Consider the following 12897-nt stretch of genomic DNA (forward strand, 5'->3'; position numbering starts at 1 on the left):
ATGTATTTTTTTCAACTATAAAATTAAATCATTACGCTATTAGTTCCAAAACGTTCAAAAATAGCTTTATCTAATTCTTCTCTGTGATTGGGATGTGCAACATCTCTTAATGCCTCTGCTCTTTGTTTTAAGGTTTTACCAAATAATTCTGCAATACCATATTCGGTCGCCACAAATCGAGCATGCGCTCGTGTAGTTACCACACCGGCACCAGGTTTTAATGCAGGAACAATTTTAGACACCCCTTTTAAAGTCGTTGATGTTATGGCAATTATTGGTTTTCCTCCTTTGGATAAGGCTGCTCCTCGCATAAAATCCATTTGACCACCAACACCAGAGAACATTCTTGTTCCTATGGAATCGGCACAAACTTGACCTGTAAAGTCAATTTCAATAGCAGAGTTAATCGCTGTTACTTTTGGATTCTGACGAATAATAGCTGTATCATTTACATAGGCAATATCTAACATTTCTATTTCCGGATTATCATCCATAAAATCATAAAGACGTCTTGTTCCCATAGCAAATCCAGAAATAATTTTATACGGATTTACTTTTTTCTGTGAACCGTTAACAATACCTTTCTCTACCAAATCTACAATTCCTTCTGAAAACATTTCGGTATGAACACCTAAATCTTTATGATTCGTTAAGTATGTTAACACCGCATTTGGAATTCCTCCAATACCCATTTGAAGCGTTGCACCATCTTCAATAATTCCTGCAATATTTTTTCCAATGGCCTGTTCTTGTTCTGTTGGTGCAACAAATTGCATTTCATGAATATCCTCATCAACTAAAACACAGGCGCTAAACTGATTTAAATGAACCAAGGCATCACCAAAGGTACGAGGCATTTTAGGATTGATTTGAGCAATTACTTTTTTACTATTTTCAATCGCTGAAATCACAATATCTACAGAAACACCTAAAGAACAAAAACCATGCTTATCTGGCGGAGATACGTTAACTAAAACCACATCTAACTCCATATATTTTTCACGGAACAAGCTTGGAATATCACTTAAAAAAATAGGAATATAATCAACAGTATTGCCTACCATTTTCCTTAAATTTCCACCAATAAAGAAAGCACTTGTATGAAAACTATCTCTAAGTTTTGAGTTTGCATATCCACATTCTCCCTCCGTATGTAAATGACAAATTTCAACCTTTTTAAGTTCTGGAGCACGAGCCACCATGGCTTTTATTAATGCTTGTGGTGTCGCAGAGCCTCCTTGAATTAATACTCTATTTCCTGATTTTATAAGTTTAACAGCTTCTGAGGCTGACATTATATTCGGAATTTTCATTTTAAAACATTTTAATTTATTCCTGGTTTTATTTCAATAATATTTAATTTCTATCCTAAAAAACTCAATATAATACCTGCTGCAATTGCAGACCCAATTACACCTGCAACATTTGGTGCCATAGCATGCATTAATAAGTAATTTTGGGGATCGGCTTTAAGACCTACGGCATGTACCACCCTTGCACTATCTGGAACAGCAGAAACACCAGCCGCTCCAATAAGCGGATTTAATTTGTCATCACCTTTAAGAAATAAGTTCATAAATTTTGCAAAAAGCAAACCTCCACAAGTTGCTATTACAAATGAGACAGCTCCTAAAGCAAATATCATCATAGAATCTTTAGTAATAAAAATATCTGCTTGTGTTGATGCCCCAACTGTAACTCCTAAAAGAATCGTAACAATATCAATTAATTTAGTACGAGCGGTATCTGCAAGTCTTTCAGTTCTTCCAGATTCTTTAAGTAAATTTCCAAAGAATAACATTCCTAATAACGGCAATGCACTAGGCGAAATAAAGGTTGTTAATAATAACGCCACTATAGGAAAGATCATTTTTTCTTTTTGAGATACCGCTCTTGGCGGTTTCATTCTAATTAAGCGCTCTTTTTTAGATGTTAATAATTTCATTAATGGCGGCTGAATGACCGGTACTAAAGCCATATATGAATAGGCCGCAATAGCTATTGGTCCAATTAAGTTTTTAACCGTTGTACCATCTGCCATTACATTAATACCATTCGCTAATTTTGATGAAAGGAATATCGCGGTTGGACCATCTGCTCCCCCAATAATACCAATTGCTCCTGCCTCCGGAAGGTTAAACCCTAAATAAAGTGCTCCTAAAAATGTAGCAAACACACCAATTTGTGCAGCTGCCCCAAGAAGCATTAGCTTTGGGTTAGCAATAAGTGAGGAGAAATCGGTCATAGCACCAATTCCTAAAAATATAAGGGGAGGATAAACGCCCTTTACAACACCAAAATATAAGTAATTTAAAACGGAACCTGTTTCATAAATTCCCGTTTGGTTTCCAGCTACAAATGGTATATTACCAATAATAACGCCTGCCCCTATAGGGATTAATAATAGTGGCTCATAATCAAATTTTATTCCAAGGTATATAAAAATGATTCCTATTAAAATCATTAACAAATTTCCAGATTGTGCATTTGCAAAACCCGTGTATTGGTAAAATTGTTTTATTCCATCAAAAGCTTCCAAAACAAAACTTTTTTCAACAGTCGTATCGCCGTCGTAAACCGTTGCAGAAACCTCCTTGTTTTCAGAACTCGTATTAAATCCTAAGACTGGTCTTATAAAAACGAGTAGTGATAGAACTCCAAATATTAATATTATTTTCTTCATTTTTTTCTATATAGATCAATTTAGAAGTATTCTATCTCAGAAAAAGACTTTCTTATTACTTAAATTGATATTAACTAATTTTATTCGAATTCTATCATAATTTCACCTTGTAAAACCTGCTGTCCTGCTGTAACATATATAGCCGTAACCACTCCAGATTTTTCTGCAACAATGCTATTTTCCATTTTCATAGCTTCAAGAACTAGTAATAAGTCATTCTCTTTAATAGTATCTCCTACCTTTACATTAAGAGACAATACAACACCTGGAATTGGTGCTGTAACTTTTGCTTTTCCAGAAGAACTTGGGTTTACCTTCACTGGTTCTACGGCTGCCGCTATAGACGGTTTACGAATAAGCGTTGGTGTTTTTCGTGTTGATATTTCCTCTTTCATTTTAACGGAATAACTTGTTCCGTTAACCTCGAGGTCTATAGCATTATTTTCTTGCGAAACAATTTTGACACTATAATTATTATGGTTTATTCTAAATGTGAAATTTTTCATGGTTTTGTCTTTCGTTAGGTTTCTTAAAAAATCTAAGATCTTCTATTGTAGGCTCCGTATATTTTTGAACTCCAAGGAGAATATAATTTTCGAGCTTGCTTGATAGTTAATATGGCATTTTCTTTATCATGTTTTACATCAAGATACATATAGATAGCCGCCGAGATTGCTGCTGCGACTTCTCCTGTAAATTCTTCGTTTACTTTTGATGAAATCCCATTACCCTTTTTATCTCTTCCCTTTGTGATTATTTTATAGACATATAACATGAACGGTAACCCAAACTTAAAAAACACGGTTAACAATAGCAGTCCACTAAAAACGATTATTAGACCTGTAACCAGGATAACGTATCCTTCACTTAATTTATCTGTATATAATAGTATATGTGTCATTATAGTGGAATATTTGAGTGCTTTTTAGGTGGATTTACTTCTTTCTTATTTGCTAATAATTCTAAAGCTCTAATAATTCTAAACCTCGTATTTCTTGGTTCAATAACATCATCAATAAAACCGTATTTTGCAGCCACATATGGATTTGCAAACTTGGTGGTATACTCATGCTCTTTTTCTTCAATGTAGTGCAGTTTTTCGTCGGCATCTTCAATCTTTCGAATATTAGAACCTTCTAAAACCTCAACAGCACCTTTGGCACCCATTACAGCAATTTCTGCAGTAGGCCAGGCATAATTTAAGTCACCCCTTAGCTGTTTACAACTCATTACATCATGAGCACCTCCATAAGATTTACGAAGCGTGATAGTAACTTTAGGAACCGTTGCTTCTCCATAAGCAAATAATAATTTAGCACCGTGTAAAATGATACCTCCATATTCCTGTCCTGTTCCTGGTAAGAATCCTGGCACATCAACAAGTGTAACAATAGGAATATTGAAAGCATCACAAAAACGTACAAATCTTGCTGCCTTTCTTGATGATTCACAATCTAAAACACCAGCGTAGAATTTAGGTTGATTGGCTACAATCCCAACAGAACGACCATTAAAACGAGCAAAACCAACCACAATATTACGAGCGTAGTTTCTGTGCACTTCTAAAAACTCACTATTATCTACAATGGTTGAAATAACATCGACCATGTCATAAGCTTGGTTCGCATTTTCTGGAATGATTGTGTTCAATATATCATCTAATCTATCAATAGGATCGGATGTTGTTATTGATGGTGGGTCTTCAAGATTATTTGAAGGCAAATAGCTCAATAGCTTTCTGATTATTAATAGGTTTTCTTCATCATCATCTGCCAAAAAATGAGATACTCCAGATTTTGTAGAATGAATTGTAGCCCCACCTAACTGCTCTGCAGTCACAACTTCACCTGTTACAGATTGAACAACTTTTGGGCCCGTTACAAACATATAACTGGTTTGATCTGTCATAATTGTAAAATCTGTCAAGGCTGGAGAATATACTGCACCGCCTGCACATGGTCCTAAAATGGATGATATTTGAGGAATAACACCTGATGCCATGATATTTCTTTGGAAAATTTCGGCATAACCAGCAAGCGATCTTACACCTTCTTGAATACGTGCTCCTCCACTATCATTAAGGCCTATTACTGGAACGCCAATTTTCATAGCCATATCCATAACCTTACAAATTTTCAAGGCATACGTTTCAGAAAGCGATCCTCCAAAAACGGTAAAATCTTGAGCAAAAATATAGACGATTCTGCCATCGATGGTTCCGTGTCCCGTTACAACACCGTCTGATAAATATATTTCTTTATCTAATCCAAAAGACTTTGTTCTGTGAGTTACGAACATGTCAAACTCTTCAAAACTGTCATCATCTAGGAGAATATCTATTCTTTCACGAGCCGTAAATTTTCCTTTTGCATGTTGAGAATCGATTCGTTTTTCACCGCCTCCTAACCTTGCTTTAGCTCTTTTTTCAATGAGTTCGTTAATTTTATCCTGATTTGCCATATGTATCTATTTTTACTTATCTGTTCTAATAATTCAAGTTATTCAGGTTTTGAACATAGTTCTGTAAGAACTCCTAATGTCGATTTTGGATGTAAAAACCCAATATCTAACCCTTCGGCACCTCGTCTAGATTCCTTATCAATTAGGGTGACGCCTCTTTCTTCTGCTATTTTTAACGCTTTTGTAGCATTTTCTACAGCAAAAGCTATATGGTGGATTCCTTGTCCTTTTTTAGCAATAAACTTGCCAATAGGGCCCTCTGGCGAGGTGCTCTCTAATAATTCAATTTTCGTATTGCCCACTAAAAAAAAGGCTGTTTTTACTTTCTGATCCGCAACCTCCTCTACAGAATAACATGTCATTCCTAAAACATCTTCATAATACTTTATTGATTCTTCCAAATTTTCAACAGCAATACCCAAATGTTCGATATGAGAAATATTCATAACTGATAAGTTTTATTATTTTTGTCTTATTTATCCAACAAAATTAGAGTAGGGCTGTATTCTAATTCATGACAGAAATCATTTTCTTTTGAAAATTTAATTTAGTTATTAACTATAACGTGATAGTTTTTTAGGCTTTAGGTCTTATCGAATAATCTTATATTTGAAATATGCTTAAAACCAAATCATTTTTAGAGATTAATAAAATTCCCATCCTAATTTCATTGGTAAGTCTGATGTTTTACGTATCATTTGCATATCAATTAGAAAGAACAGATTATCTAAAACTTTTAATGCTCTATGCAGCTTTATTCTTTTTGTTTTTTAAACTCGTACATCTTTTAAAAAATCAAATTGGCTTTTTAATGTGTTTGGCTTTTATTTTTAGAGCCGCTTTTATTTTTGCTATTCCAAATCTTTCTCAAGATTTTTATAGATTTATTTGGGATGGAAGAATGATTCTCGAAGGTTTTAATCCATATTTACATACACCAGAATCTTTTATTTTAGATGTTAATTATCCTGTAAAACAAGCCATTGAATTATATAATGGCATGGGAATATTAAATGGGAGTCACTTTACTAATTACCCTCCTTTAAATCAATTATGCTTTGTTTTTGCAGGCATATTTGCCGGTAAAAGTATTTTTGGTTCTGCCATTGTAATGCGAATAATAATCATTTCTGCAGACTTTGGAACACTTTATTTTGGGAAGAAACTACTAAAAAAACTACATATACCTGTCTACAATATTTTTTGGTATATCCTTAATCCTTTTATCATTATTGAACTTACAGGAAACCTTCATTTTGAAAGTGTTATGATTTTCTTTTTAGTATGGAGTTTATACTTATTACATAAAGAAAAATGGCAATTATCGGCCGTTATTTTTGCTTGTTCAATTTCCATTAAGCTCATTCCCCTCATATTTTTACCACTTTTATTTCAGAAATTAAACTGGAAAAAGAGTTTAGGTTTTTATATCATCGTTGGAATTGTAAGCATGCTTACTTTTACTCCATTTATTAATACCGAATTCACCTACAATTATGTTGAAACAGTAGCGTTATGGTTTCAACGCTTTGAGTTTAATGCCAGTATTTACTATATTGCCAGAGAAGCAGGTTATTTGTTTAGAGGCTATAATGAAATTGGCTTTATTGGAAAAGTAATTCCTATAGTCGTAATTGTATTTGTTCTTCTCATATCTTTTTTAAGAAAAAATAAAACAACCATTGAACTAATAACCAGTATGTTATTTGTATTATCCTTTTATTACTTTACAGCAACTACAGTGCACCCATGGTATATCGCTACACTACTAATTTTAAGCGTTTTTACTAAATATAAATTTCCGATGATTTGGACTTTAGCAGTGATATTAAGCTATTTAGCTTATACTAATTCAGATAATACTGAAAACCTTTGGGTAATAACCTTAGAATATACTATTATTTATAGTGTTTTTATCTGGGAAGTGTTTATAAAAAAGGTCTCCAAAATGGTGGCCTAATATACTTTATAGTTTTTCAAGTTTTTAATGGTGCTAATAATATCTTCATCTTCATATCCATCAGAATCCTTTGTTACTATAGTTTCAGTTGTATAAGTAATTTTGAATTTTACACCAATGACATTGTCTGAATTCAAATCAAACTCTTTCGAAACTACTTCACTAATTTTATGAAACGTTAAAGTATACTCAGAATCTTCATCTATATTTTTAGCTATAAAGTTATAACCATAGTCTTAATGTCCATCAAAAATAGCTACTACAGTTATCTTATCTTGATTAAGAATACAAAGTTCATCAGATTTTAAATTTGTGAACGAAAAAAGAGGCGTCACTAAAAAAGCTATTATTGCTAAATATATTTTCCCCATTGCATTTATAATTTATTTTACACTAACAAAACAACGAATTACTTTTATATAAAAGTATACAATAGATTGATTGTGAAAAAGTTAAATCACGTTGCTTTTAAATTTCAGAAATTTGACAACTCAAATCTAAAATTAATTTTACGTGTAGTAATGACCTTAGTCTTATTATTACTTTGAATATCTTAAATCGGCTTTAAATTCTCTACTCTGTAAATCACCTCATCCTCATTAGAGGATTCAATTTCAATAAAAACCACCTTAAAAGATTTACCTATTAAGCTTTTATCGTTATTTAAGTCGTATTGTTTTAAAGCTCTGGGATGAACTTCATCAAATATCATTTCTTCTCCACTTTCAAACAAAAAGGTATAAAATCCATTTTTGTAGGATGTAAAAATAGCTTCTGACATATCTAAAATATTAATCTAAATCGTCCATTTCTTCAGTTGGCTCTTCTCCTGTAAGATCTGGGTCTTGAACAGCTTCTGGATCATCATCTTCAAAATCCTCATAATCATCCTCATCATAATTCTCCATAGTCTTCACTAATTTAGTACTTACTTTAATGAGGTATTTTGTATCGTCAGTATTTACCTCAACGGCTTCTACCAATTCGTTCTTTGCATTTTTAAAGGATATGATATCATCTTCATCATAACCATCAGGATACTTTTCTACTAAAAGCCCTAAAATTTCTGGGGTTAGTTTTTTAAAGTCAACTATGACTCTTTTTCGGTTGTCTTTTTTGTTCATAATTACATATCTAATAGGTAGGCAAAAATAAGCGGCGCAACTATGGTCGCATCACTTTCTATAATAAATTTTGGTGTGTTAATATCTAATTTACCCCAAGTTATTTTCTCATTTGGAACGGCTCCTGAATAAGATCCATAACTTGTTGTTGAATCACTTATTTGACAAAAATAACTCCAAAAAGGGGTGTCTGTACGTTCCATGTCTTGGTAAAGCATAGGTACAACACATATTGGGAAATCTCCAGCTATTCCGCCTCCTATTTGAAAAAATCCAATGCCATTTTTTGAATTGTCGGTATACCAATCTGCTAAAAAGGTCATATATTCAATACCAGATTTCATGGTACTCGCTTTAAGCTCCCCCTTAAGAACATAGCTTGCAAAAATATTTCCCATGGTACTATCTTCCCATCCAGGGACAATAATTGGTAAATTTTTCTCTGCTGCAGCATACATCCAAGAATCTTTTAAATCGATTTCATAATATTCTTCAAGAACCCCAGACAAGAGCATTTTATACATATACTCATGAGGCAAATAACGCTCCCCTTTATCGTCAGCATCTTTCCATATTTTATGAATATGTTGTTGTAATCGTCTAAAAGCTTCTTCTTCGGGGATACAAGTATCAGTAACTCTGTTTAATCCTTTTTCTAACAAATCCCACTCTTCTTGCGGGGTTAAATCGCGATAATTAGGAACGCGTTTATAGTGCGAATGCGCTACTAAATTCATAATATCTTCTTCAAGATTAGCACCTGTACAAGATATAATTTGAACTTTATCCTGTCGAATCATTTCGGCAAAAATCTTACCAATTTCGGCCGTACTCATTGCTCCTGCTAATGACACCAACATTTTAGAACCTTGTTTTAACTGAGCTTCATAAGCTTTCGCTGCATCAACAACAGTAGCTGCATTAAAATGCAAATAGTACTTTTCAATAAAATCAGAAATAGCCCCTTTAGTATTCATATCTATATTCAAATTTAAAAAAATATACAGAAACTCCTGCAAACTCTTTATTATTGTTCATTATATCCTAAAATTTTAAGTAAATCTTCACTCTTTTGTTGTTCACTAAATACGCGGTGAACAAGGTTTCCGGCTTCATCTTTATCAATTAATATGTGCTTTGGTGATGGAATTAAACAATGTTGCAATCCTCCAAAACCACCAATAGTTTCTTGATACGCTCCCGTATTAAAAAATCCAATATACAACGGTTTTTCCTTATTATACTTTGGAAGATAAATCGCATTCATATGTTGCTCACTATTATAATAATCATCACTATCGCAAGTTAATCCGCCCAAGAGAACACGTTCATAGCTATCGTTCCATCGATTAATAGGCAACATGATAAAGCGTTTATTAATAGCCCAGGTATCTGGTAATGTTGTAATGAAGGATGAGTTAATCATATTCCATTTCTCGCGGTCGTTTTGCTGTTTTTGATACAGTACTTCATAAATGGCGCCTCCACTTTCGCCTACCGTAAAACTTCCAAATTCCGTAAAAATATTGGGCACTTTTACTTCTTCTTCATCACAAACAAGTTTTATTTGATTAAGTATTTCATCTACCATGTACTCATAATCAAAATCAAACGCTAATGAATTTTTTATTGGAAAACCACCACCAATATTTAAACTATCTAATGATGGACAAATCCTTTTTAAACTGGTATATACTTTTAAACATTTTGACAATTCGTTCCAGTAATAAGCATTATCTCGTATACCTGTATTGATAAAAAAGTGAAGCATTTTTAACTTTACTTTTTTATTGTCTTTTACTTGATTTCTATAAAAAGGTACAATGTTTTTATATCCTATACCAAGTCTTGACGTATAAAACTCAAACTTAGGTTCTTCTTCTGAAGCGATTCTAATACCAATGTTGAATTTACCATCTATTTCTTCAGATAATAAATCAATTTCTTCGTAATTATCAATAATGGGAATACAGTTTTTATGACCGGTATTAATTAAGCGCGCTATGTTAGAGACATACTGCGCTCTTTTAAAACCATTACTTATAACATAGGTATCATTGGTAATTTTACCTTCTTTTTTTAAATTCTCAACAATATCAATGTCAAATGCCGAAGAGGTTTCAATATGTATATCATTCTTTAAGGCTTCATTTAAAACATGCTTAAAGTGAGAGCTCTTGGTACAATAGCAATAATTGTACTTCCCCTTATATTTGTTGTTTTTAATAGCTTTATCAAACCAATTTTTAGCTCTGCTTATGTTGTTTGATATTTGAGGCAGATACGTAAACTTTAATGGAGATCCGTAGGTTTCAACCAATTCCATTAAATCTATGTCGTGAAATTTAAGGTTTTTTTCTTCTAACTTAAATTCTTCTTGAGGAAAATCAAAAGTTTGGCTAATAAGATCAATGTATTTCGTATTCATTATTTTATTTAAAGTATAAATTTCTCAAAAATATTTTGATTATAAGGTATTAATTCAATAATTAATAAGGAAATCAAATTTGTTTTTGTGCACATGTTGTAGGTGCAAAACCATAGTTATGTTGGCTTGACATAATTGAATACGTGGAAGTTAGCTTTAAAATTCGGTTGCTTAATCTAAAAGCTGCTTTAGAACACGACTTCCCAATGTTCTTAAGCCCAAACATAGAAACATATTTCAAAATTGTTCAGCTAAATGCATTACAAATGAAATATAAAAAATTGAATTTTGAACCTTTTTTTTATTTTTTTTAAAAAAATATAAAGGATTAAATTACAGCATTTTAAGTGTATTTAATTCTTGTTCTGTAAGATGTTTCCAATGACCTCTTGGAATATCTTTTTTTGTAAGATGACCAATGGCTACACAATCAAGGTTTTCAATTTCATATTTTAAATAATCAAATATTGATCTGATAATGGTATTACCAGTATTCTTAATTTTTAGTCCTATTTCTTTTTTTGAAGCACCGTCTATATAACTTATTTCTTCAACCGAAATTAATTTACCTTCAATTTTAATACCTTCTTGAACTTTCTTTAAGTCTTCCAACTTTAAGTTTTTATTCAATTCTATATGAAACAAGCGTGATACGCCATTCTTAGAATTTGTAAACTTAGCAGCGATAACTTCGTCATTAGTAAATAACAACAAGCCTTTTGAATTTCTACCTAACCTTCCTATTGGTTTAATACGCGATGATGTCGCATTTGCAACCAAATCCATAACAGTTCTCCCTTTACCTTCACTTGTAGTAGTAGCAAACCCTTTAGGTTTATTTAATAAAACATAGGCTTTTTTCTCAGGGTTTATTCTGGCGCCATCATAACGCACCTCGTCATCAATCTTAACTTTATAACCCATCTCTGTAATGATTTTTCCGTTTACAGAAACTAATCCCGTTGCTATATGTGTATCCGCTTCTCTCCTAGAACATACACCAGAATTAGCGATATACTTGTTAAGTCTAATTTCATCTGGATTGGATGTTTTAGCTGATTGTGATTTATTGTTTCCTGAAGATTTAGTTGTTGCCGCTTTTGACCTTACAGGAGCATTACCTCTTGCATAACTTTTTGAGCGACTATTATTAGATCCTCTTCCTGAAACTTTTTCTTTTCCTTTACCACCTTGATGTCTACTCATTTCTATTTATTTTGTGCAAAGATACTTTATAAATTACGATTTATTGATTTTCAAATTCTATTTACTAATTACTTAGGTGAAAAATATTAAAAGAGTCTGTTTAACACCACATCTACATCAATTAAAAGAATACAAAAGACACCAAATACAATAATGAATTTTAAAATATTATGAAGAATTAAATAGTGAATTTTTGTTTTAGATTTCCATAGAAGCACTAAGAAAATAACTAACAAAATAATGCTTAAATAAAAGTAGATATACATATAACCTACTTCAAATCGATACAATAACAGGAACGTTGGAATTAAGGTTAACACCGATAAAACAGTTAGCATAAACTTAGACACTTGTTCTCCGTAAACAATAGGAATGGTATGATAATTTAGTGCTAAATCTCCTTTTATATTTTCTAAATCCTTAGTTAACTCGCGCATTGATATAATTAAAAACAAAAATGTAGCATGAACAAAAATGACAGTTTCAAAATTTTTATAATAGATAAAGACAGCAAAAAATGGTGTAATTGTTAAAATAGCAGACGTTAAATTTCCAATAAACGGCAGTCTTTTTAATTTGTGTGAATAAAACCAAATACCAAAAATATAAATAGCAAAAAACAACACCGCTCTAAAAGACACATAACTAGCAAAAATGACTGCAATAAAATTTAAAACAAAATAAAAAGATAACTTGGTGTTTTGGTTTACCAATCTATCTAATTTAGATTTTATAGGCTTATTGATTAAATCTTTTTCAGAATCATAAAAATTATTGATAATATAACCAGCAGCAATGGTGACTGCAGATGCTACAACAAGAACAAATAAATTAGGATCAAATAGAACTTGTCTTAATGGTTTATTATGTGCTAATATATATATGGACGTAAGATACTGGGCTAAAACAATAATTAAAATATTGTAGCCTCTTACTACAGAAAACATGCTAAAAAATTTAATTAGAATATGTTTCTGCCTTCTAGTTAACATAAAAAAAAATTAAAAGACTCTTGTGAAAGAATTTATGTAATCGT

At 32.0% G+C, this 12897-nt stretch carries 14 protein-coding genes; 1 reads left to right on the forward strand and 13 read right to left on the reverse strand.

What is annotated here, in order from left to right:
- Window positions 1–23 precede the first annotated feature (23 nt).
- From AC15TD_RS05810 to mce, 6 genes are all read right to left on the reverse strand, one after another.
- The gene (locus AC15TD_RS05810; RefSeq protein WP_484451191.1) at window positions 24–1313 is read right to left on the reverse strand and encodes an acetyl-CoA hydrolase/transferase family protein; all 1290 of its coding nucleotides are present in this window, start codon (window positions 1311–1313) and stop codon (window positions 24–26) included.
- Between the two features lie 50 nt (window positions 1314–1363).
- Window positions 1364–2683, reverse strand: a complete 1320-nt coding sequence (locus tag AC15TD_RS05815; RefSeq protein ID WP_484451192.1) for a sodium ion-translocating decarboxylase subunit beta — start codon at window positions 2681–2683, stop codon at window positions 1364–1366.
- Window positions 2684–2763: 80 nt separating this feature from the next.
- Complete coding sequence (locus AC15TD_RS05820; RefSeq protein WP_484451193.1) at window positions 2764–3189, reverse strand: biotin/lipoyl-containing protein; 426 nt, start codon at window positions 3187–3189, stop codon at window positions 2764–2766.
- A gap of 32 nt (window positions 3190–3221) precedes the next feature.
- Window positions 3222–3584 (reverse strand): OadG family protein, encoded by a 363-nt coding sequence (locus tag AC15TD_RS05825; RefSeq protein ID WP_484451194.1) that lies wholly within the window; start codon window positions 3582–3584, stop codon window positions 3222–3224.
- Window positions 3584–5143, reverse strand: coding sequence for an acyl-CoA carboxylase subunit beta (locus tag AC15TD_RS05830; RefSeq protein ID WP_484451195.1), 1560 nt, complete (start codon window positions 5141–5143; stop codon window positions 3584–3586). Before AC15TD_RS05830 ends, AC15TD_RS05825 begins: the two co-directional genes overlap by 1 nt.
- Before the next feature lie 38 nt (window positions 5144–5181).
- Entirely contained in the window at window positions 5182–5589 is a 408-nt protein-coding gene (mce, locus tag AC15TD_RS05835) for a methylmalonyl-CoA epimerase (protein ID WP_484451196.1), read from the reverse strand.
- 170 nt (window positions 5590–5759) lie between these two features.
- Between mce and AC15TD_RS05840 the strand changes: the two genes are divergently transcribed.
- Window positions 5760–7103: an MptA/MptB family glycosyltransferase gene (locus tag AC15TD_RS05840; protein WP_484451197.1), complete on the forward strand. Its 1344-nt coding sequence runs from the start codon at window positions 5760–5762 to the stop codon at window positions 7101–7103.
- On the opposite strand, the gene AC15TD_RS05845 is transcribed toward AC15TD_RS05840, so the two are convergent.
- From AC15TD_RS05845 to AC15TD_RS05875, 7 genes are all read right to left on the reverse strand, one after another.
- On the reverse strand, window positions 7100–7240 hold the full coding sequence (locus AC15TD_RS05845; RefSeq protein ID WP_484451198.1) for a hypothetical protein: 141 nt from the start codon (window positions 7238–7240) through the stop codon (window positions 7100–7102). The two genes, AC15TD_RS05840 and AC15TD_RS05845, sit on opposite strands and share 4 nt — an antisense overlap.
- Before the next feature lie 416 nt (window positions 7241–7656).
- On the reverse strand, window positions 7657–7884 hold the full coding sequence (locus tag AC15TD_RS05850; RefSeq protein ID WP_484451199.1) for a hypothetical protein: 228 nt from the start codon (window positions 7882–7884) through the stop codon (window positions 7657–7659).
- 10 nt (window positions 7885–7894) lie between these two features.
- Window positions 7895–8227 carry a hypothetical protein gene (locus AC15TD_RS05855; RefSeq protein ID WP_484451200.1) on the reverse strand — a complete coding sequence of 111 codons (333 nt, stop codon included), beginning with the start codon at window positions 8225–8227 and terminating at the stop codon, window positions 7895–7897.
- A gap of 2 nt (window positions 8228–8229) precedes the next feature.
- Window positions 8230–9204 (reverse strand): deoxyhypusine synthase family protein, encoded by a 975-nt coding sequence (locus tag AC15TD_RS05860; RefSeq protein ID WP_484451201.1) that lies wholly within the window; start codon window positions 9202–9204, stop codon window positions 8230–8232.
- Between the two features lie 50 nt (window positions 9205–9254).
- On the reverse strand, window positions 9255–10655 hold the full coding sequence (locus AC15TD_RS05865) for an arginine decarboxylase (protein WP_484451202.1): 1401 nt from the start codon (window positions 10653–10655) through the stop codon (window positions 9255–9257).
- Between the two features lie 333 nt (window positions 10656–10988).
- Entirely contained in the window at window positions 10989–11861 is an 873-nt protein-coding gene (locus AC15TD_RS05870; protein WP_484451203.1) for a pseudouridine synthase, read from the reverse strand.
- An 86-nt stretch (window positions 11862–11947) separates the two neighbouring features.
- Window positions 11948–12853, reverse strand: a complete 906-nt coding sequence (locus tag AC15TD_RS05875; RefSeq protein ID WP_484451204.1) for a geranylgeranylglycerol-phosphate geranylgeranyltransferase — start codon at window positions 12851–12853, stop codon at window positions 11948–11950.
- Window positions 12854–12897 lie beyond the last annotated feature (44 nt).

The sequence above is a fragment of the Yeosuana sp. genome, from assembly GCF_057126245.1.